This is a genomic window from Telluribacter sp. (assembly GCF_035998675.1).
Taxonomy (GTDB): Bacteria; Bacteroidota; Bacteroidia; order Cytophagales; family Spirosomataceae; genus Telluribacter.
On sequence record NZ_DASYHI010000016.1, the window covers coordinates 32,129 to 53,000 of the forward strand.

Here is a 20,872-nt window from a genome sequence, read left to right on the forward strand (position 1 = left end):
TTATTTTGGTTTGTTCTTTTCGTTTTTAATGTACCACTCGCTGAAAGACTCTTTGGGGCCCTCCGGCATGTCGCGTTGTTTGTACCAGGGGTTGAGTTTGTTGTTCACAACGACGGGGATGTTTTGCATAAACCATCTACCCGCCCGGCCCGCTTTGTCTAATTTTTCGGGCGAAGACAAGGTCCAGGCCATGGCCTTCATCCCCAGGGCTTTGGTACTGGTGGCGTGGCCTTCTTTTACAATCACCTGCCGCCATTTGTACAACTGGTCGTGGATGTTGATTTTTACGGGACATACGTTGGAGCAAGACCCGCAAAGGGTGGAAGCAAAGGGTAGGTCCGCGTGCCGTTTCATATCCAGATTCGGCGCCAGTATAGCGCCAATCGGTCCGGAGATCGTATTGTGATAACTCAGCCCCCCGCTTTTCCGGTACACCGGGCAGGTGTTCATACAAGCCCCACACTTGATGCATTTCAGCGAATTTTGAAAATCCGGTCGGCCCAGTTGCCGCGTCCGGCCGGCATTCACCAGAATCAGGTGCATCTCCTGCCCTTGCCGTGGCTTTTTATAATGACTGGAATAAATGGTAATGGGCTGGCCGGTGGCACTTCGGGCCAGCAATCTGAGAAAAACACCGAGGTGTTTTTTCTGAGGGATGATCTTTTCGAGCCCCATAGAGGCAATCTGTACCTCCGATAAATGCGCCCCCATGTCGGCGTTACCTTCGTTGGTACATACTACGTATTCGCCGGTTTCGGCTACGGCGAAGTTTACCCCGGTCAGGGCGGCGCGGCGGGTCATAAAAACATTGCGCAGGTGTTTGCGGGCAACCCTCGTCAACTGGGTGGGGTCCGACAATCCTTTTTCAGTGCCCAGGTGTTCATGAAACAGCTCTCCTATTTCTTCTTTCCGCTTATGGATGCACGGCAGTACGATATGGCTCGGCGGTTCATTGTCAATTTGCTGTATATACTCTCCCAAATCCGAGTTGATAACGCCTATGCCCCGTTCTTCCAGGTACTCATTCAGGCCGCACTCTTCGGTAAGCATGGACTTACTTTTCACCATCTGAGTAATCTCTTTTGCTTTCAGAATGGCATACACAATTTCATTATGCTCTTCGGGAGTATCAGCCCAATGTACCACAATACCATTCTTTTTGAGATTGGCTTCAAACTGCAGCAGGTACTTATGCAGATTGGAAATAACGTTGCTTTTGATCTGGGACGCCGCCTCCCGAAGCTCCTCCCATTCCGGTATTGCTTTTGATGCGATATCCCGCTTCTCCCGGATGTACCATAGCGCACCGTCGTGCCAGTCCACCCGCTCTTCATCTTTTATGAAGGCTTCGGCTAATGCGGCATGATCTTTTGTTTTGGGCTGGCTCATATCGTTGCATTTAAGATTTCTGAAATGTGAATTACCTTCACCGCACTGTTTTTTCGGTGCAGGATACCTTCCAGGTGCATCAGGCAGGAAAGGTCAGACGAGGTAATGAATTCGGCGCCGTTACGGCTATGATCCGCCACCCGGTCTTTCCCCATTTTTACCGATACGGCTTCTTCCGAAACGGAGAAAACACCGCCAAATCCGCAACAGTCGTCGCACCGGTCCAGAGGTACCTGTTCCAATCCCTCCACCATCGCCAGTAGTTGTTCCGGCTTTGAAAAAGAAGGGGCGTTGAGTTCACTCATTTGGGCCAGATGCAGTCCGCGCAAACCGTGACAACTATGGTGCAATCCTACTTTATGGGGAAATACGGCATTGAGAGACTTAATTTTCAGGACATCCGTCAAAAACTCCACTAGCTCGTACAGCTTTCCCCGAACTTCGGTGGCTTTTTCTTCCTGACTATCCGAATGAAGATGGTCTTTGAGATGGAGAATACAACTGGCCGATGGACCAACGATGTAGTCGAATTGAGCAAAGTTTTCGATAAAGGTATTGTTGCAATCCTGGGCAAGATACTCAAAGCCCGAATTGGCCATGGGCTGGCCGCAACAAATTTGCCTGGTGGGGAACACCACATTCACACCCGTTTTTTTTAGCAGTTCCAACGTCGCCCTTGCGGCATTGGGATAAAACTGGTTGACGTAACACGGTATAAAAAGTCCGACGTTCATGGGGTTTAGGTTATTAGGATTTAGGCTAGTCTGATCTCAATTGTGAATGATGAAAGTCAGGCTGGCAGATTGTCTTTCAAGACATTTTCGGATATACTTTTTTCTTATTCATAAACCAGATACTGGCTACAAAAGCTACCAGCACCGTGGCCAGAATCATCAGGTACACATAACCCTGGGTAAAATCCGGGATAACCGAAGCCCTGCCCGCGACAATCATCTGGTACTGAGGAATTATCCAGCTAAATGTATAGGCCTGCGCCAATACAATGAGACAGATAAACAGGAGCATATAGAAACTATGTTTCACCGTAAACCGGAACAGTTCAGATTCTTTTCCTACCAGATCTCCGGCGGCAGCAGCCACGGCGATAGACTGCGGTGATATCATTTTCCCGATTACCCCACCCGATACATTGGCCGAAACAGTGACGACCGGATCAACGCCAATGGAGGTGGCAGTGGTAGCCTGTAATTTGCCAAACAAAGCATTGGCCGACGTATCCGACCCCGTAATAAAAACCCCCAGCCAACCCAGCATGGGAGCAAAGAAGGGAAATAACACGCCCGTATTGGCCAGGGCTGCGGCCATCGTGATGCTGATGCCCGAATCATTGACGATGTAGGCAAAGCCCAATACGGCGGCAATGGTAATAATCGGAAAGGTAAGCTGCCTGATGGTTTGTCCAAATACTTTGGCAGCCTCGTCGTATCTCATCCCTACCAGTGGAACAGAAATTAGAGCCGACAGCAAAATGGCCGTGCCGGTAGCCGATAAATAATTAAACTTAAACAGGTGGGGGATCGCATTGCCCGTAGTATCCAGAATGGCCTCATGAAGACCCGGAAACCCAAACTGAACCTGCCCGACGGCATTGAATACGTCCTTGATAGGTTTGGTTCCCCACGCAATGATCACGATGGTCAATAGTATAAACGGCGACCAGGCCCGGACAATCTGACCTGGTGTATAGTACACATCCGTATTGATGGTGGGAGCGGGCTCGCTGGGAAAACGCCAGGTACTTTTGGGTTTCCAGAATTTTAACAATACAATCAAACTGACAATAGAACCAATGCCGGCAATGACATCGGGCAGCGCGGGACCCAGGGTATTGGACGAAAACCATTGTAGAAATGCAAACGAAACGCCCGCTACGATAATGGCTGGCAGCACTTCTCTGGTTTTTCTGAACCCAGCCATAATAACGACCAGATAGAAGGGCAGAAAAACCGACAGAATCGGGAGCGTTCGCCCTACCATCTGAGAGATGGCCATTTCGGGTATAGCCGAAACCTGGGACGCTACCGTGATGGGTATCCCTACGGACCCGAAGGCCACGGGGGCAGTATTGGCAATCAGACAGATGCCGGCAGCGTACAGGGGATTGAATCCCAGACCCACCAACAGAGCTGCCGTAATGGCCACGGGGGCACCAAAACCTGCCATTCCTTCCAGAAAAGAACCAAACGAAAAGGCTATCAGCAGCGCCTGCAGCCGGCGGTCGGAGGTGATAGAGGCCATGTAGTGCTTGATGATCTCAAACTGACCGCTCTGTACGGTGATATTGAACAGAAAAACGGCGGTGATGATGATCCAGCATATGGGGAATAGCCCATACAGAGCGCCATTAAGGGTAGAAAGCAGGGCCAGCTTTACGGGCATACCGTAGGCCAGGATAGCAATGAGTATAGCGAGCCCCGTGGCGATCAGGCTCGCCTGATATCCTTTCATTTTCCTGATGATCAGGGCCCAGAAAATAAAAAGGATAGGTACCACAGCCAGCAACGCCGACAGGCCAATGTTGTTCAAAGGGTCAATTACCTGTTGCCAATTCATACGTATGTTTCCCCTGTGATTTGATTAGGCTGGTACCAGGTACCAGCGGATAGGTAGTTCAGTATTTTGAGTAGTGGGCGCTTCCAGGTAAAAATTGCCCCTCAGGCCCGGGGATTTTGCAAACAGTACTTCTGATAGGAAAAGAAAATCTTTAAACGGATTTACCTGCCTGTTTTCAATTCCCTTATATTTGGTAAAGGATACTCAGCAAAGTACCTTAGGAGTTTTAACGCGTATAGGCTTATCAGTTCCCTATGAAAATTCTCAGGACAATACTTCCCCCGGCTTCGGTACTTACCACAACCACCCGCAGCTACGACTATACCGATAGCTATACCGGTACATTTGAGGACAAGGACGATACCATTACCGCCGCTGATGCCTGTAAAGCTTTTTTTAGGAGTGGCCCCCAATGGGTAGGGAAGTTATTTATCCTCAGAAATAAAATCGTTGCTGTATTCGGACTAAAAACGGCTGAGGTACCTAAGAACAGGCAGCAACTACTCGACAACTTTACCTGCAGACCGGGTGAGCAGTTGGGGCTTTTCAAAGTATATAGCCGGACGGACAACGAGGTCATTCTGGGCGAAGACGACAAACACCTTGATTTTAGAATCTCTCTGTTTGTATCGCCCCACCCGCAGGACCAGAGCAGTAAAGTACTTACCTTATCCACCACAGTAGTGTTTCATAACTGGCTGGGGCGGCTCTATTTTTTACCGGTCAAACCCTTTCATAAACTCATAGTACCTGCTATGCTGAAAGGTATTGTGAAGCAACTGGAAAAGGAAGCGGGGAGTAAAGACTTCACCACAAAAGCTAACTCCTATTCATGAGGAGTCAGAAACGGCAGGATTAAAAATTATGGTGAAAGTACTTACTCAATAAAAAGTAAAGTCAGCCCGATTAAATTACTCAACAAGCTTCCATTATATAGGCTAAGTAGGTAAACAACTCTTATGATTTTTATAAGTAAATTGTGGCCTTTCCATATACAAATCCAGATGAACAACTTATTCCAAACCAAACCTCACTACTTTACCCGATCCCTACTGGTATCGGCTCTTACTTTGCTTTGTGCACTTTTGATTGGTAATGCCCAGGCCAATCCACTGGCTACTCCGCTGGAAGGCAGGTGGGATATTACGGTAGACATGAACGGCAAGCCAGCCCCTTCGTGGCTGGAAGTGACCCATTCAGGCAACAAGACCCTGGTAGGCCGGTTCGTATCGGTTTCGGGTAGCGCCCGTCCTATTTCGGAAGTACAATTCAAAGACGGCAAATTTGGGTTTACGATTCCTCCCCAGTGGGAAAGAGGCGAAGGAGACTTTTCGCTGGAAGGTACCCTGCAGGGCGAAAAGATAAGTGGTACGATTACCACGCCCGACGGAAAAACCTACAACTGGACCGGCGTTCGGGCTCCTTCCCTCCGAAAAACTACTCAGCCTGCCTGGGGTACGCCTATCAAACTGACCGAAGGCAATACCATCAAAGGCTGGCACACCGTAGGTACCAACCAGTGGACAATTCAAAACGGAGTATTGAAAAGTGAGAAATCCGGCGCGAACCTTATCACGGATCAAAAATTCAACGATTTTAAACTGCACGCGGAGTTTCGGATACCCAAAGGAAGCAACAGCGGCGTGTACCTGCGCGGCCGGTACGAGGTACAGGTGACCGACGGCAAAGGGCTTGAACCCTCCTTTGGTGAACTCGGCGGAGTGTACGGTTTTATTGCCCCCAGTGAAATGGTAGCCAAAGAGCCGGGCGAGTGGCAGAGCTTTGACGTTACGCTGGTTGGACGAATGATTACCCTGGATGTCAATGGCAAACGGGTCATTACCAATCAGGAGATACCAGGTATTACCGGGGGAGCCCTCGACAGCAACGAAGGAGAACCCGGCCCCATCTACATCCAGGGCGACCACGGCCCGGTGGAGTACCGCAACATTATCATTACGCCGGCGAAGTAAGCTATCTGGTTAGGAATTCAAACAAAACACCTGTCTCCGTTGGGGGCAGGTGTTTTGTTTTGGGTGTTGTATCTATTTTCTGCGTATCTTGCTTTTGCATAAACCACCCCAATGAACCTCTCTGACCCTGACTACAAAGCCTGGCTCCGCGAACTTAAATCGAAGATTCGATCTGTACAACTCAAAGCCGCCGTAGCGGTCAATTCCGCCCTGATTGAGTTCTATTGGGAATTGGGAAAAATGATTGACGAAAAGCACACGGGCTACGGCAATCAGTTTCTGGATAGGTTGTCTAAAGATCTGAAAGCTGAGTTCCCAGAGATGAAGGGGCTGTCCTATCGAAATCTCGCATTTTGCCGCCAATTTTACCAATTTTATTCATCGTCAATTTTGCAACAGCCTGTTGCCGAATTCATACAACAGGCGGTTGGACAAATTCCCTGGGGACATAATATATTGATTTTTAGCAAATCAGCTGATGTAAATGAGGCAAACTTCTATCTAAACCAAACGCTGGAAAACAACTGGAGTCGGGATGTACTGGCCTTACAGATTAAATCCCACCTCTACGAACGACAGGGTAAGGCTATTACGAATTTCAGGCATACGCTCCCCACGCCCCAGTCGGAGTTAGCCGAGCAAACCCTCAAAGACCCTTACATCTTTGAATTCCTGACCTTGGCGGGGCCGTACAAGGAGAAGGACATTGAAAACCAACTGGTAGCCCACGTGACAAAGTTTCTGCTGGAATTGGGCAAAGGCTTCGCGTTTCTGGGGCAGCAGTACCACCTCGAAGTAGCCGGAAATGACTACTACCTCGACCTGCTCTTTTACCACACCAAGCTAAAATGCCATGTGGTGATAGAACTGAAAAATACCCGATTCATTCCCGAATACGCTGGGAAACTTAATCGCTCCGGCGCCCCGGTTTTATTTGTCAGCAGTGGATAGTTTAGTAAAAGAACCGGACGACAAACCTACGATTGGCATCCTGCTGTGCCGCGACAAAAACAGCATTGAGGCCGAGTTCGCCCTACAGGATATTAACAAACCTATGGGGGTAAGTGAGTTTCAATTTACGGAAGTACTGCCAGACGAGCTAAAAAGTAGCCTGCCGACCGTGGAGGAAATTGAGCAGGAGTTGCGGGGGATTGGGAATGATTAAAAAGTCAAAGACTTGGATTGTGGTTTGCCACCGGCGGCCGACGCACGGTTACAAACCGGCGGTAGCGGGGGCATAAATGTAAAAATTAAACTTATTATTATTAACTATCATTAAAATTTAGTAACATTAATTTCTTAGTAATGGGAATTCATAGTCAATATAATCTTGAGTTTGGCAAGATTAAACATAACAATTGGGTTGAATATAGATGTTATACAAATAATATAGCATATAGGAGGCTGGCAGAAAAATTAAGAATAATGCATCCTGTTGAATGTGAGGGTTTAATAGAAGACATTGAACTGGCAGAATCTCAACAATATTTTGAAGAATATTTTTCCTTAAATAGAAGTGGTGCAAGTGATGATGAAGAAATCAAAATTGATCCACCTAATATAATTATCGATAAAGTCCTATCCATTCCATTTAATGATATGAAACTTCTATTGCAAGAATGGTTAGATTTTATTCGAAAATAATGATGCCCCTATCTTAATTATCTTTAAAAAGTTAAGCCAAACTTTCAGGTTGTGAATTCCCTCCGCTAACCCTGATTTGTAATCAGGACGGTCGGCCGCAGCCGTTGCATCAAATAGCGTTTTCAACGCAAATTCAGTAACTCACTCCAAAAATCACCTCCCCAAAACCACCTTATTACTATTCCGATAAGGTACCACCATTTTCCAGGTCTTACTATTAGCACTTACCTCCACCTCTACCCCCTCCTCATTTTCAGCAAGTACCCTGGCCTGTACCCGTGGCATCGCGCCTTCGGAAGGAAATAGTAGCCATACAAACGTCTGATCGCGGGTGATATTTGTGCTATAAATGGTGGCCGTATTGGGCATATACACATTGTATTCCGGGCTGTACCAACCTTGTATCTCCGGCTGCTCCTGCCCTTTTACAAAACGAATATCCATTTTCGGGTTGCCAACGGGTACCACCACCAGATTTCCTTTGGCGTTGTTGGTTTTGATGGCGTTCCCGTCCTGGGTTACCGTGCAGTCGGGATGCCAATGCCACAGGGTTTCTACTTTTCGGGGCTTGTCGGTCTGGATGCGGTCTACCACCACCCAAAACTCTCCCCGTACATACAGCAGCGCGCGGGTGTGGCTGGCGGTACCCTCCACATTTTTGAAGTCAGCAAAGCGGTTAGTCGCATAGTCAAATTCGGGGGTGATTTTTATATGGCTCTCATCCAGGGCTTCATCGGCCAGTTTGGGGCTGGGGTTTTGTCCGTTCCCATCAAGCAAAACCAAATTATGTCCGGCACTCCCGGTGGCGTAGGGTCGGAACTTTTGGGCTACCTCGCCGGTATAGGCAAACCGCCCGGCATCCACGAGCAGATCACGACCATAGGCGGAGACCGAAATATGTAACTTGTCGCTGTGCTGGTGCCCGCTTCCCCAGGGGCCAATATCAAAAAACGACCAGTGTGCCTGGGCATCGTAGCCAGACCGGGAAACTAACTGACCCGCCCACGGGAAAAAGTACGATGGTTCCTGTGCTGGTTTGGTACCGCTTTGCCCGTTGGAAGCCAGGTAGGCCCACTCGGGTTTGTTATATTTTTGGGCCGCCTTCATTAGCAATTCCCGGTCGCTGCCCCGGTCGCCGTCGTTGTTCAGAATACGGTACCCGTCGGGACGTACCGCCCGGGCTATGTAATCGTACATGCTCACGATGGTCTGATTGAAAAAGTCGGGCAGAGGGCGGTTGGCCCGGTCACAGATGTCTTTGAACAATTCGAAATTAGCCAACGCTACGTTGTGGTAGTGCGAGGTGAGCTCGGTCTGAATGCCGTCGGGATATACCTGTCCCTTCATGCTTTCGGTCATGGTGGCGATGGCGTAGGTGAGCCATTCGTCCGAATTTTTATATTCCGGAAAATTGGTGGCGGCGGTAGCCAGGGCCGAAATTTCCATCGTCAGCCAGTTATTGCCGGCGTGGAAGTACCGGTTATAATGGGCGTGGTCGGGCATACTACTCAACATTAAAAGCTGCGTGGCCGGGGAGAGATAGGGACTGTTGATAAGCCCGTAGAAGATACGTGACCAACCCTTTACCCGGGCGGCTACTTCCAGTCCGCGCCAAACCGAAGTACTACTTTTTGCGGCGGGATAAGGCATACTTTTAATAATAAAGTCCCGCAGGAAAGCATCAATGTACCGGGCATACTTGGGGTTACCGGTTTCCATATACGCGTTGTATACTTCCGCCAGTTGGGAGTGCCGGTTGGAGAGCCAGGCCCATTCCTTGTCGTTGTTTGGTCCTTTGTAGTACCAGTCTCGGTGCCCGTCGGCCAGGTAGGGTACTTGTCCGCGTACATTTTGTACGTAGAACACGTTTTTCAGGATCGTGTCCGCATCCGCCACAGTTCGGTTAGTGGCAGACGGTTGGGCTTTTCGGAGGTACGAAGCAGTATTGCCGTTCTTATAGTAGGCCAACAGGTGTTTACAGGCCTGCACCAAATCACCATTACTATGCGCCTGTTTCACCTTCTCCATGCCCGGCGTATCCAGATCAAACTGGTCCAGCATCGTCTTCATAGTTTCCGGCATGTAGGAACATAGATCCTCAACGGTAGTGAGCTCCTGCCACTTTTTCTGAGCAAAAGTATCTGCGGAGATCAGGACGAAAAAGATAAATAGCAGCAGGGGTTTGGAAGAGATTGTGGGCTTCATTGTAGTATGGTTCTGAGAATTTAAGCGGTATCTAATACTTTCCAGGAAAGACTGATAGAACGAATTGAGAGGTACTAAAAAAAGCAAAGCATGAGGCTATTCTACTTCCAGTACTACGTAGAGGAAGGAGCAAGGGTACCTCGAAGACTAGAAAAGAAAGCTCTCCTCTTAGTAGTGAATTGAACAAAGCAATTTCTCAAACAAAACTCCTACCTTGCTTTTCTGTAAACCATCCTATCCTAAAAACCCTTCGACAATGAATCGTACATCTACCTACTTTGCTCTTTTATTCACCGGCCTCTCCCTATCGTGCAGCACCAATTCCGATCAACTTCCCATTGAGGGTACCTGGGAGTTGATTTCGGCCACGACCATGGAAGGGGATACCGCTTTTTCGACCTTTGATTCCGGGCGCAGTATGATCAAGATCCTGAACCAAACCCACTTCGCTTTCCTGAATCACGCGTTGGATGCCAAAAAGGATTCTACCGCAGCTTACTCGGCCGGTGGGGGCGACTATACCCTGGTGGATAGTACCTATACGGAGCACTTGAATTACTACAGTGACCCCGCCTGGGAAAACCACACCTTCCAGTTTGTCGTCAAAATCCAGAATGATACTCTGATCCAGAAAGGCGTTGAAAAAGTAGAGGAACTGGGCATTGACCGGATTATTATAGAGAAGTACAAGCGTGTAAAAGCAGAGCCACAGCAGTGATCTAAGCTTGACTATTTCATTCCAAGCCGGTACCTAGCCCCACCAACTCCCTGATTTACCACTCATCCCGAAAGAGTTGGGGTCTTACCCCTATTGCTCTATTTTTGAGAAGAACCAGTCCTGCTACTCCATGAGAACGCTACCCCTCAACCGGGATTTTTACCTCTTTGCCAACATATTTCTGGGCGTGTCCGTAGGGGCCGGTTTACTGCAGGGGTTGCTGAGTCTGTGGGCGGGGCCTCATTTCTTGTCACTACCTACCCTGACGGTATGGCTATCGGGCATGTACATCCTAATGCTGGTGACCTAATTGCTCTTACTCAACTACTATTACGCCAGGGGGTATCGCTTCACTTTTACGTCGGGAATGTTTCTTCTACTGGCTATCACCTTTCAGGTTGGCGTTATACTCGCAGTTCGGCTACGGGGGGAGCTACGGAACTTGTTTGTACCGGCTACGCTGCTGGTCGTAGGGGCGGGTCTGCTGCATGGGGTCAGTCTGCTGGCGTCCCGGGCCAGGGAGAGAGGCTGGCTCAGGGCAGCCGGGATGGGTATCCTCTTTATGTATACTATCATAGTGGCATCTTTTATTGGGATGATCAGTACTCAGAATGTAGCCATGCAGGGTACCCTGCAAAAAATCGTAGAATGGGCTTCGCTGATAAATAGTATGGTTCCCATTCTGTTTATCCTGAATTTTCGGGAGGAGATCCGGCATCTGCCGACCCAAGAGGTACTACCACCTTTTCCAAAGGCAACAGGTGGTATGCTAGGCTTTCTGACTTTAGCCTCTATAGGATTTACGCTGTTTTTCGGACTTAGGCTAGCCTCCGCCACTTACCAGAATATGCACGCCTCGCCCGAAGGAAAAGCCCTGGCCCAAACCTTCGAAGCCCATACCTACGTAAACGCCCGGGGTGAAAAGCTACAGTATCGCCTGCTGAAACCGCTGGATTACGATTCGACGCAGAAGTACCCGCTGGTGGTATGCCTGCACGGGGGCGGTGGCTGGGGTACCGATAACATCCGGCAAATTGATGGTTCGTGGGAAGCGAAGACACTGTCCGAGCCGGGGAATCGGAAAAAGTACCCCGCCTTTCTGTTTGTACCGCAATGTCCGCCCAATGCCAGCTGGGGCGGCCTGCCCCGCCTGCCTGTCGTGGATTCTCTTGTTTTTGAAACGATAAGTTCACTTGAAGAAGAGTATTCCATTGATGAAAAAAGGCGGTACGTAGGGGGTGGCTCACTGGGTGGCTACGGTACCTGGCATTTTATTGGTACCCGTCCGGACTTGTTTGCCGCCGCTCTGCCCATTTGTGGCGAAGGCAATCCGGCCCTGGCCCCTAACATGGTGGAGGTACCGGTCTGGGCCTTCCACGGACGGCTGGATAAAAACGTTCCGGTCAGTGGCTCACGGGATGTGATTGAGGCCATCCGAAAAGCGGGAGGTACGCCCCGCTACACGGAATTTCCGGACCGGGGACACGACATCTGGAAGCAGGTCAATGATACACCGGGGGTACTGGACTGGCTCTTTGCCCAGCAACGGGAGTAGTAGAGTAAGTCCTGAATAATCCATATTTGCTATATTTTATCACTTTAACTGAATGAAAGAATGACAACTGGCAGAAAAGTAATAGTGTACATTGCGGCAAGTCTGGATGGCTATATTGCCAAACCAAACGACGATTTGAGCTTCCTGGGCGTAGTGGAAAAAGCCGGAGAAGACTACGGGTATATGGAATTCATAAATACCGTTGACACCGTTATTCTAGGCAGGAAAACCTATGATTGGGTCATGGAGCAGGTTTCCGATTTTCCCCACGCCGACAAAGTTACCTACGTAATTACCCGGACCGGACGACCCACCCTTGGAAAAACCACCTTTTACACGGACAGTCTGGAGGAACTTGTTACGCGACTTAAACAGGAGAAAGGTAAAAACATATTCGTGGATGGCGGCGCCGAAGTAGTAAATGAGTTGCTGAGAAGTCAGTTAATCGACGAGTTGATCATTTCGGTCATTCCCATTCTGGTGGGCAACGGTACGAGGCTTTTTCAGGATGACCGGCCCGAACAGAAATTGAAACTCCTTTCCTGCCGCCAATTCGACACCGGACTTACACAGCTCCACTACCAGGTGGCAGGGTAGCCAGGTACCTACTACAAGTACCTCACTCTCTTTAAAAAGGAACTCCTGCTCCTGTCGTAAACCACCCTAATTCTACATAATTCAGAGAAAGCTCAATATAAACAAACGGTCTTTCTCAACATAATGCAGGTGCTCACGTAGACTGCTTGTATATTTCTCCCGTATCCCACTGATATTCCTCCAATATCCCATATATTCGCTTCAAAATTTATTCAATTCATATTGCATAATGTATTTACCGTAAATCAACTCTGTTCAATTCTTTCACCATTAACACTTATCCATCTACATCTACTATGAAAAATGCTGCGACCTTACTGACCTTACTACTTATAGCCATTATTACTGGCTGTCGGGATCATAACCAGGAACCTCAGCCCGAAAACGTTCTGGCCTTGCAGGTTGGTTACCCACAATTTGATCAGGGCGAATATGTTAAATATGACAAATTCGGCAATATATATGTCGCCGGGTACTATTCGACCAACTCTACCAATGGTAATCCCACTATTTCTATTGCCAAATATAACCCAGCAGGAGAATTACAGTGGTTGCAACAGGCAAGAGCTAGCAACAATGCCTCTATCGGAGGGATGGCTGTTGATGACAATGGTAATGTGTATATAACTGGGAGCTTTCGGGGTGTAATCACCTTTGGTACTACAGTTCTTAATACCCTCAGCGGCGGTGGAGGTGGCGATGATGTTTTTACCTTAAAATTTAATACCCAGGGTGAGGTGCTGTGGGCCCACAATACAGGGGGCCCTTCGACCTCTAGTATTCATGGTGAAATCGGCCGCGGTATTGCCGTTGACAAGACAGGTAACGTATATGTAACAGGTACTTTTGAGAAAACAGGTATTTTCGGCTCCGCTTCATTCACTGCATCGGGTGAAACTGATGTTTTTGTTCTTAAATACACCAGCAGTGGAGACCTCCAATGGGCTAAGAGCTTTGGAGAAGCCAACAATGACCAGGCTAATGATATCGCTGTTGATACTCACGGAAATACCTATATCACTGGCTTCTTCATGGCCCCTGGTAATAATCATGATGTATTCATCACCAAATACGACAGCCATGGAACACTTCAGTGGAAGCAGAAGGTGGGGCTATCCGGTTACGACGCAGCCAGTGGAATTGCTGTAGATGGAGCCGGTAATGTATTTATTACTGGTTATTTCAATGATATGATCGCCTTTGGTGGCATTACCCTTACGTCCACCGGATCAGGGGATATATTTATTGCTAAGTACGACACCCACGGGGCTTTCCAGTGGGCAAAGCAGGCAGGTGGTACCCAATCCGATTTCGGGCATGACATTGCCATAGCTCCCAGCGGCCATGTATATATTATTGGAGACTTTCAAGGTACGGCTACATTTGGAAACGCCATATTAACTTCCAGTGGAAGTACGGATGTGGCCATAGCCAAATATACAAATAACGGTGATTTTCAATGGGTCCAGAAGCTGGGAGGCTCAGGTGCTGATCGGGGAAGAAGCATTGCAGTTGATGAAAGCGGCCATATGTATATAACAGGTAGTTTTCAGGACAGCGTTCTGATTGGTACTACCACGCTCACCTCCGTCGGACATTCTGATATCTTTATTGCCCGGTATAAGCAGTAGTGAAAAACCTGTTGGTTTGAGTTTAGTAGCCACCGGGTTTATTCTTTTTAAACTACATATTGTAATTACTATAATTTTATTGAGGACTTCGGGGTAGGAGTGTATCAATAAGTTATTCAGCCAGTTGTCGTTTATCCTCGAATTGCTGACTATTATTTATAGGGTACAGTCAATATCTCGTACAGATATGGATTTTAGGTTTATCATTTCTTCTTATTAGTCCTACTTTAAGATATAGCCATTCTAATTCAGCATTTACACATACCCCTACTACTAAGGAGCATGTGCCTGCCACTGTCGCAAACTACCCTTTAATTGTCGGCATTCTCCCCCGAATCCGATCCTGTTTCCATTACTTTTGCCACTGAACCTTTACCTAGTAGTTATATGAAAACAGTCAGATTTTCTGTTCAAATCCAGGCTCCCCGGGAAAAAGTGTGGGAGCAGTTGTGGAGTAATGAGGGGTACCGGCAGTGGACCTCCGCCTTTAGCGAAGGCTCCTACGCCGAAAGTAGTTGGGAAGAAGGAAGTCCAATTTTGTTTCTTTCGCCCAAAGGAGACGGTATGTTTGGGGTCATTGAGAAAAAAGTACCTTTGGAAGTGATGACCTTCAAACACCTGGGCGAATTAAAAAATGGTCGGCAGGAGACCAAAGACTGGGCCGGAGCCCGCGAAAGCTACGCCCTAACAGCATTGACTGACCAAACTACCGAAGTAGAGGTAGCGCTGGATGCTACGGATGAGTTTCAGGATTATTTCCAGGATACCTTTCCGAAGGCTTTACACATCCTGAAACAGATTTCAGAACAATAACCAGATAAACAAGTACTTACTCATCCAACCCCCAAAAACCAACCATGACCCAAACCCAATATACCAAAAGCCCCGACAGCAAGGTACTTGCTGTCAGCCGTGAGTTTGCAGCAGCGCCGGAGCAAGTCTGGCAGGCCTGGACCGACAGCCAACTCCTGGACCAGTGGTGGGCTCCCAAACCCTGGAAAGCCCAAACCAAAACGATGCAATTTGAAGAAGGAGGCTCCTGGCTGTACTGTATGGAAGGGCCGGACGGCGAAAAATCGTGGGCCCAGGCAGACTTTAAAAATATACAACCGCAAGCGAGTTACGAAGCTACCGATAGCTTTTGTGATGAGGAGGGCAACCTAAACCCCGATTTCCCAAGCACGCACTGGAAGACTACCTTTGCCCCAAGTCAAGTAGGTACCCGGGTAAACGTGGAGATTACCTTCCCAACCCGGGCCGACCTGGAAAAAATCGTTGAAATGGGCTTTGAAACCGGTTTTGCGGCTGCGCACGAAAACCTGGATACGTTACTCAAGTACTAATTGGGAACAAAAACGCCCGGCTTCGGCCGGGCGTCAACTAGTTGTTTACTACTCCACCTGGTTACCGCTGCTGTTCAAAATCTTTCTCGGTGGCTCCGCCGCTGAAATGCCGCAGGTTATAAGTAAAGGTCAGCATGAAGTACCGCTGCAGTACATTGGACTGTACATCCTCCACGAAGATATCCGTGACGTTCCGCCGGATGCTCACGTTCTGTTTCAGCAGGTCAAATACACTGAGGCTAAACTCCCCGCGCTGGTTGGCAAATACCTTTTTCCCGATGCTCATGTTCCAGATCATGTAGTTGGTATTGAAACCCGCCGACAGTCCGGTATTGAGCTGGTGAATGAGGTCGGTACGGTACACGAAGCCTTTCCAGGCCACCCAGGTCAGCCGCATCCGGGTACTTTGGTTGAAATAATTTTCGGTGGTCTTCCGGAGTGACCGCTCTACAATATTGTAGCCCGAGCGGGTACTTACGTAGAAATCCAGCGACTCGCTGATGTTGCTGCTCAGCGATACCCCTACCCGAAAGTTGGTCGTGGAGGTAAAGTTGGTCAGGGAGTCGATCAGGCTGGGAAGCCGGGTATGGTTAACAAAGCCAAACAGGCTGAGTTTTGATTTGACAAAATTGAGGGGCTGCCCGTAGTTAAAAAATGTACGGATGGTCCAGTAGCCATCCAGGTTAACGGGGCGCGATAGCTGCGAACCCACCTGCAGGGTATCAACGGCCGTCAGGGCGAGGGGGCGGCGGGCGGTGATGGTACTGGTACCAATGTAGTTGGGTACTACCGACGACTCCACCATGGCAAAAAACGTATGGTTGTTGGTGGGGTTCTGCGCCCGGTACCTACCCCGGAACCGGTTCTGTACTGCCTGCACCAGATTGGGATTACCGGTCCGGACGTACAAAGGATTAGAAACATTAAACACGCTCTGCAACTGGTTGATGGAGGGAGCGTCGGTCCAGGTACGGTAGTCCAGTTCTATATTGTTGGTTTTGGAGAAGCGATACTCAAACCGGGCGGAGGGCAACACGTTATTGAAAGTCCGGTTCAACTCAAACCGCCCCGGAAAAATCTGATTGTTTTCCAGCCTGGCCCGTTGGTATTCGCCCTCTATCTGTAAACGTACCTTTTCGGTGCGGTACTGGTAGCTGAGGCCTGTCTCCTCGGTAAAGTAATCACTTTTGAAGGAATTACTCAGTCCCGTATTCAGGTACGCGTAAGTACCCGTCAATTCATCAAAATCGTACAAGCGCCGGTCCGAATCATCATAGCGGTTGCCGCGCTCGTGTTCCAGTTCCAGGCGGCCATTCTTACCGACCGGCTCCGTGTAGGACAGTTCGCCTTCCCAGGAAAAACCATTCTGGTTGTAGTCCGTAAATTGATTAAGTACCCGGCTGCGCTCCGGCTCCCGAAAATAAATGTTGTCGGCCAGCCGAAAGCTTTCGCTGTTGTTGCTGTTGAAGCCGGAATTAAGCCTAATGGTAACGCTTCGCCCCGGCTTGGCAAACCGGTGGCTGTACAGCAGCGTATTTCGGAAATTAAAGCTGGCGTTATCGGAGTTGGAGGTATTTTCGGTCTGGTTGAGCGGACTGTTATCGTTTTCGGTGCGGCCCAGGAAATACCCGAAGTTATCCTCGGTCTGAACGGTCAGGTTGGGGCGAAACAGGATACGGTTATTTTCATTGATCTTATAGTCAATCCGCATATTGGCCCGGTGGGTGGCCTGCTTTTCAATACTCTGGTTGTTTTCGCGGTAAAAGCGTCCGGAATCGGCCGGGCTGACAAAATCCTGAAACCGAGACTGTACCCCGAAGTTCTGCTGATGGGTATAGGAATAACTACCGCTGGCTTCGATTTTTTTGGCCCACATATCCGAGTAGTTCAGCCCGAACAGGTTGGTATTGATAATACCGTTACGGGGCCGCTCGCCGCCCTGACTGCTCTGGTCCATGGTGAAATTGGTCGTATTAATATTATTGCTAAGCCCCGTGATGGTCAACCGCCGGTCTTCATTGAACAGGTTAACACTGGCACCCAGCAGGTAGCGGTCGCTGGTACCATAGCCCACCGTACCTTTCCCGAACTGGCCTTTCCGGCGGTTGGGCTTGGTTACAATATTGATGGTTTTGAGTTGCTCATTATCATCAAAGCCGCTCAGTTCGGCTTTGTCGCTCTTTTTATCGAATATCTGGATACTGGCAATAACTTCGGCCGGCAAACTTTGCAAAGCCGTAGCCACGTCGGTACCAAAGTAAGGCTTCCCGTCAATCAGTATTTGCTGGACATCTTCCCCCTGCGCCTGTACTTTGCCGTCTTCCATGGTCACTCCGGGTAGTTTCTGGATCAGTTCCTGCGCGCTGGCATCCGCGGCCGTTTTGAAGGCACCGGCGTTAAACTGGGTAGTGTCGCCTTTTTGCTCGCCGGTGGCTACCTGCCCAACTATCTGTACCTCCTGTAGGTTGTTTGCTTCTTCTATCAGCAACAAAATCCCCAAATCAACCGACTCGTTCTCCACGTCCACCGAGCGCGACAGCGGTTTAAAGCCCAGGTAATTGATTTTGACCAGGTATTCGCCGGGGGCAATCTTCTCAAACCTGAACTCTCCATTACCATCGGTCATTACCCCATTGGTAGCCTGTTCTTCCGTTGCTTTCTGAATAGTGACAATAGCACCCGGCATCATGGTCTTATCGGATGCATTCTGAACGGTACCCTGAATGGTAACACTTTGGGAAAAAGAGGTAAACGAAAAAAGACATAAACAAAAAAGCCAAAACAGGCTATTTTTTAGAACTTTTGTATTTTCAAAATTTTCCTGTTGAGTGAACATGCCGATACAACCAAAAGATTAATAAAACTAGTTACCTGATAATACAAAGGGTACTTTTGGGCAGTCATACCTAAAAAAATTCTTTTAGATTGGCGGGATGTCGGGAAGCAATGCCAGATAGTACTACCTACTTAACACTATTTTTGGATAAATGGCTAGGGAAAATTTACGAGGTAGTGCGACCGACTGGAAGGTTGTTCCTTTCGGCAAGAATCTGCACTACTATAAATACCTTTTTCTGGGCAGTAAGTAGCTAAAATACCTGTTTTGAGTACCCTAACTACATGGGTATAACTGTCCCATGTATGGATATAAAAAATCCCTATGAAATACTTTTTCTCATTCCTACTGGTACTGATCAGTATATCTGCCAAGTCCCAAAACAGGAAAATTATTGAACAGATACCCATCGCCCTACCTGACTCAACCATTCATGCTGTTGAAAAGGTAGTCCCTGGTATCAAGTCCATTATTGCCATGGTTAACTTCTACCGCATCACGTATAGCTCTGACGGATTGAATGTAAAGGGCTATTTAGCTATACCAAAAAAAAAGGGTAGTTATCCATGTATCATTTATAACCGGGGTGGGAATAAGGAGTTTGGTAAAATCACCGACGCAGGTTTTCTGCTAAGGGGTCTGGGCGAATTAAGCAGTCAGGGATATATCATAGTAGCCAGTCAGTACAGAGGCAATGATGGTGGCGAAGGGAAAGAAGAATTTGGTGGAAAAGACATAAATGACGTACTAAACTTAATCCCGGTACTTTCGGAGGTACCCAAAGCAGATACGTCCCGAATTGGCATGTTTGGGTGGAGCCGGGGGGGAATGATGACCTACCTGGCCTTAACAAAGACAACGAAGATCAAAGCAGCCGTAGTGGGTAGTGGCATCACGGACTTAACTAATTTGTTGGAAAGCCGTCCGGAGTTTGACGAAGTTTACAAGGATCTGATCCCTGGCTATGCAGATAACAAGGTCCGTCCCCTGAACGAACGCTCTGCTGTTCAGTTCGCAGAAAAAATAAACAAAACTACACCAATCCTTATCCTGCAGGGAACTGCCGACTGGCGTGTCCCTACCAATCAGGTGCTGGATCTTGCGAACAGATTTTATCAGATAAAGCAACCGTTTCGGTTCATTTTATATGAAGGAGGGGAGCATTCACTGATTGAGCACCGATCCGACTACCTCATTCAAACAGTAAACTGGTTTAACACCTACCTCCGTGACAGAAAAACCTGGCCAAGTCTGGAAACGCACGGCGGTTAAGAACAAATACAAGAGAACTTCTAACGAACTTACCAAATAAAAAACGCCTGACCAAAGCCAGGCGTTTTCACTCGTAATTTTTACAGTTTTTAGTACCAACTACTCCTCCCCGACCTCTTCTGCGATCAAGTAGTCGCCGGTGCGCTTAACGGATTGCTTCACGAGCAGCTCACCGATGAAACCTCCCAGAAAGAACTGCGTACCCAGGATTATCACCACCAGTGCCAGGAAAAAGAGCGGGTTATCGGTGACGTTCCGAAATGGCTGGTGCATGTAGATTTTCCAGATTTTTTCTGCGATTAGCCAGACGGTAATCATTGAGCCAACGAAAAACATCAGAATACCCATACTCCCAAAAAAGTGCATGGGCCGCCGGCCAAATTTGTTGACAAAGGCAATGGACAGCAGGTCCAGAAAACCGAAAATAAAACGCTCAAGACCAAACTTGGTCGTACCATATTTGCGGGCCCGGTGCTGTACCTCCTTCTCGCCGATTTTACTGAACCCGTTCCACTTGGCAATGACCGGAATGTACCGGTGCATTTCGCCATAGATGGTTATGTTTTTTACAACCTCGCGCCGGTAAGCTTTCAGTCCACAGTTGAAATCGTGCAGGTACACGTCGGAGATGGCCCGCGTAGCGGCGTTGAAAAGCTTGGTCGGCAGGGTCTTGCTCAGGGGGTCATACCGTTTCTTTTTCCAGCCCGACACCAGGTCATAGCCTTCTTCGGTGATCATACGGTACAGGTCGGGAATCTCGTCGGGACTATCCTGCATGTCGGCGTCCATGGTGATTACCACCTTCCCGTGCAGGGCCTGAAAACCGGTTTGCAAAGCGGCGGTTTTTCCGTAATTACGCGAAAAACGAATACCCCGTACGTTTGGATTCCGTTCGGAAAGCGCGGTAATTACCTCCCAGGACCGGTCGCGGCTGCCATCATCTATGAACAGTATTTCGTAGGTAAAATGATTCTCCTCCATGACCCGCACAATCCAGTCGTGCAGTTCGGGGAGTGATTCGTCTTCGTTGTATAAAGGTACTACTACGGATACCTGAATAGCCGACTCGTTGATAGGCAGCCGGGTACTGGTACGTTGCAGCGATATGGATTCTCTTTCAGACACGAAATTTATT

The 20,872-nt window shown here is 48.5% G+C and carries 19 protein-coding genes; 13 read left to right on the forward strand and 6 right to left on the reverse strand.

Features of this window, described 5'->3' with window-relative positions; all coding sequences use genetic code 11:
* The 3 genes from VGN67_RS09850 to VGN67_RS09860 form a co-directional block, all read right to left on the reverse strand.
* The gene (locus tag VGN67_RS09850) at nt 1-1,389 is read right to left on the reverse strand and encodes a lactate utilization protein B (protein ID WP_327486645.1); all 1,389 of its coding nucleotides are present in this window, start codon (nt 1,387-1,389) and stop codon (nt 1-3) included.
* A complete protein-coding gene (locus VGN67_RS09855; protein ID WP_327486646.1) occupies nt 1,386-2,123 on the reverse strand; it encodes a (Fe-S)-binding protein in 738 nt (245 codons plus the stop codon). Before VGN67_RS09855 ends, VGN67_RS09850 begins: the two co-directional genes overlap by 4 nt.
* 76 nt (nt 2,124-2,199) lie before the next feature.
* On the reverse strand, nt 2,200-3,963 hold the full coding sequence (locus VGN67_RS09860; RefSeq protein ID WP_327486647.1) for a lactate permease LctP family transporter: 1,764 nt from the start codon (nt 3,961-3,963) through the stop codon (nt 2,200-2,202).
* A 254-nt stretch (nt 3,964-4,217) separates the two neighbouring features.
* On the opposite strand from VGN67_RS09860, the gene VGN67_RS09865 reads away from it, so the two are divergent.
* The 5 genes from VGN67_RS09865 (at nt 4,218) to VGN67_RS09885 (ending at nt 7,580) form a co-directional block, all read left to right on the forward strand.
* The gene (locus tag VGN67_RS09865) at nt 4,218-4,799 is read left to right on the forward strand and encodes a DUF2867 domain-containing protein (RefSeq protein WP_327486648.1); all 582 of its coding nucleotides are present in this window, start codon (nt 4,218-4,220) and stop codon (nt 4,797-4,799) included.
* Nucleotides 4,800-4,967: 168 nt separating this feature from the next.
* Entirely contained in the window at nt 4,968-5,936 is a 969-nt protein-coding gene (locus VGN67_RS09870) for a DUF1080 domain-containing protein (protein ID WP_327486649.1), read from the forward strand.
* 111 nt (nt 5,937-6,047) lie between these two features.
* Complete coding sequence (locus tag VGN67_RS09875; RefSeq protein WP_327486650.1) at nt 6,048-6,887, forward strand: PDDEXK nuclease domain-containing protein; 840 nt, start codon at nt 6,048-6,050, stop codon at nt 6,885-6,887.
* Complete coding sequence (locus VGN67_RS09880; RefSeq protein ID WP_327486651.1) at nt 6,880-7,101, forward strand: PDDEXK nuclease domain-containing protein; 222 nt, start codon at nt 6,880-6,882, stop codon at nt 7,099-7,101. The genes VGN67_RS09875 and VGN67_RS09880 overlap by 8 nt, the downstream gene beginning before the upstream one ends.
* 140 nt (nt 7,102-7,241) lie before the next feature.
* Entirely contained in the window at nt 7,242-7,580 is a 339-nt protein-coding gene (locus VGN67_RS09885) for a hypothetical protein (RefSeq protein WP_327486652.1), read from the forward strand.
* A 153-nt stretch (nt 7,581-7,733) separates the two neighbouring features.
* Here VGN67_RS09885 and VGN67_RS09890 read toward each other — a convergent pair whose 3' ends face one another.
* Nucleotides 7,734-9,785 (reverse strand): alginate lyase family protein, encoded by a 2,052-nt coding sequence (locus VGN67_RS09890; protein WP_327486653.1) that lies wholly within the window; start codon nt 9,783-9,785, stop codon nt 7,734-7,736.
* 256 nt (nt 9,786-10,041) lie between these two features.
* On the opposite strand from VGN67_RS09890, the gene VGN67_RS09895 reads away from it, so the two are divergent.
* The 7 genes from VGN67_RS09895 to VGN67_RS09925 all read left to right on the forward strand — a co-directional run bounded on the left by VGN67_RS09895 (nt 10,042) and on the right by VGN67_RS09925 (nt 15,629).
* Entirely contained in the window at nt 10,042-10,503 is a 462-nt protein-coding gene (locus VGN67_RS09895) for a hypothetical protein (RefSeq protein WP_327486654.1), read from the forward strand.
* A gap of 130 nt (nt 10,504-10,633) precedes the next feature.
* On the forward strand, nt 10,634-10,813 hold the full coding sequence (locus VGN67_RS09900; RefSeq protein WP_327486655.1) for a hypothetical protein: 180 nt from the start codon (nt 10,634-10,636) through the stop codon (nt 10,811-10,813).
* 57 nt (nt 10,814-10,870) lie between these two features.
* Complete coding sequence (locus tag VGN67_RS09905; protein ID WP_327486656.1) at nt 10,871-12,058, forward strand: hypothetical protein; 1,188 nt, start codon at nt 10,871-10,873, stop codon at nt 12,056-12,058.
* Nucleotides 12,059-12,118: 60 nt separating this feature from the next.
* On the forward strand, nt 12,119-12,655 hold the full coding sequence (locus tag VGN67_RS09910) for a dihydrofolate reductase family protein (RefSeq protein ID WP_327486657.1): 537 nt from the start codon (nt 12,119-12,121) through the stop codon (nt 12,653-12,655).
* 296 nt (nt 12,656-12,951) lie between these two features.
* Entirely contained in the window at nt 12,952-14,286 is a 1,335-nt protein-coding gene (locus tag VGN67_RS09915; RefSeq protein ID WP_327486658.1) for an SBBP repeat-containing protein, read from the forward strand.
* A gap of 387 nt (nt 14,287-14,673) precedes the next feature.
* Nucleotides 14,674-15,099: an SRPBCC domain-containing protein gene (locus VGN67_RS09920; RefSeq protein ID WP_327486659.1), complete on the forward strand. Its 426-nt coding sequence runs from the start codon at nt 14,674-14,676 to the stop codon at nt 15,097-15,099.
* Between the two features lie 44 nt (nt 15,100-15,143).
* Complete coding sequence (locus VGN67_RS09925) at nt 15,144-15,629, forward strand: SRPBCC domain-containing protein (protein WP_327486660.1); 486 nt, start codon at nt 15,144-15,146, stop codon at nt 15,627-15,629.
* 61 nt (nt 15,630-15,690) lie between these two features.
* Here the strand turns inward: VGN67_RS09925 and VGN67_RS09930 are convergent, their stop codons facing one another.
* Nucleotides 15,691-18,465 carry an outer membrane beta-barrel protein gene (locus VGN67_RS09930; protein WP_327486661.1) on the reverse strand — a complete coding sequence of 925 codons (2,775 nt, stop codon included), beginning with the start codon at nt 18,463-18,465 and terminating at the stop codon, nt 15,691-15,693.
* 324 nt (nt 18,466-18,789) lie between these two features.
* Here VGN67_RS09930 and VGN67_RS09935 point away from each other — a divergent pair, with 324 nt between their 5' ends.
* Entirely contained in the window at nt 18,790-19,737 is a 948-nt protein-coding gene (locus VGN67_RS09935; protein WP_327486662.1) for an alpha/beta hydrolase family protein, read from the forward strand.
* Between the two features lie 99 nt (nt 19,738-19,836).
* Here VGN67_RS09935 and VGN67_RS09940 read toward each other — a convergent pair whose 3' ends face one another.
* Entirely contained in the window at nt 19,837-20,811 is a 975-nt protein-coding gene (locus VGN67_RS09940; RefSeq protein WP_327486783.1) for a glycosyltransferase family 2 protein, read from the reverse strand.
* Between the last annotated feature and the right edge of the window lie 61 nt (nt 20,812-20,872).

Bases quoted from the DNA above. Each gene is read 5' to 3' on its own strand.
- VGN67_RS09910 (WP_327486657.1), top strand. From the start codon at position 12,119: ATGACAACTGGCAGAAAAGTAATAGTGTACATTGCGGCAAGTCTGGAT.
- VGN67_RS09930 (WP_327486661.1), bottom strand. From the start codon at position 18,465: ATGTTCACTCAACAGGAAAATTTTGAAAATACAAAAGTTCTAAAAAAT.
- VGN67_RS09920 (WP_327486659.1), top strand. From the start codon at position 14,674: ATGAAAACAGTCAGATTTTCTGTTCAAATCCAGGCTCCCCGGGAAAAA.
- VGN67_RS09890 (WP_327486653.1), bottom strand. From the start codon at position 9,785: ATGAAGCCCACAATCTCTTCCAAACCCCTGCTGCTATTTATCTTTTTC.
- VGN67_RS09875 (WP_327486650.1), top strand. From the start codon at position 6,048: ATGAACCTCTCTGACCCTGACTACAAAGCCTGGCTCCGCGAACTTAAA.
- VGN67_RS09915 (WP_327486658.1), top strand. From the start codon at position 12,952: ATGAAAAATGCTGCGACCTTACTGACCTTACTACTTATAGCCATTATT.
- VGN67_RS09900 (WP_327486655.1), top strand. From the start codon at position 10,634: ATGAGAACGCTACCCCTCAACCGGGATTTTTACCTCTTTGCCAACATA.
- VGN67_RS09870 (WP_327486649.1), top strand. From the start codon at position 4,968: ATGAACAACTTATTCCAAACCAAACCTCACTACTTTACCCGATCCCTA.
- VGN67_RS09925 (WP_327486660.1), top strand. From the start codon at position 15,144: ATGACCCAAACCCAATATACCAAAAGCCCCGACAGCAAGGTACTTGCT.
- VGN67_RS09895 (WP_327486654.1), top strand. From the start codon at position 10,042: ATGAATCGTACATCTACCTACTTTGCTCTTTTATTCACCGGCCTCTCC.
- VGN67_RS09885 (WP_327486652.1), top strand. From the start codon at position 7,242: ATGGGAATTCATAGTCAATATAATCTTGAGTTTGGCAAGATTAAACAT.
- VGN67_RS09860 (WP_327486647.1), bottom strand. From the start codon at position 3,963: ATGAATTGGCAACAGGTAATTGACCCTTTGAACAACATTGGCCTGTCG.
- VGN67_RS09905 (WP_327486656.1), top strand. From the start codon at position 10,871: ATGTTTCTTCTACTGGCTATCACCTTTCAGGTTGGCGTTATACTCGCA.
- VGN67_RS09865 (WP_327486648.1), top strand. From the start codon at position 4,218: ATGAAAATTCTCAGGACAATACTTCCCCCGGCTTCGGTACTTACCACA.
- VGN67_RS09855 (WP_327486646.1), bottom strand. From the start codon at position 2,123: ATGAACGTCGGACTTTTTATACCGTGTTACGTCAACCAGTTTTATCCC.
- VGN67_RS09935 (WP_327486662.1), top strand. From the start codon at position 18,790: ATGAAATACTTTTTCTCATTCCTACTGGTACTGATCAGTATATCTGCC.
- VGN67_RS09850 (WP_327486645.1), bottom strand. From the start codon at position 1,389: ATGAGCCAGCCCAAAACAAAAGATCATGCCGCATTAGCCGAAGCCTTC.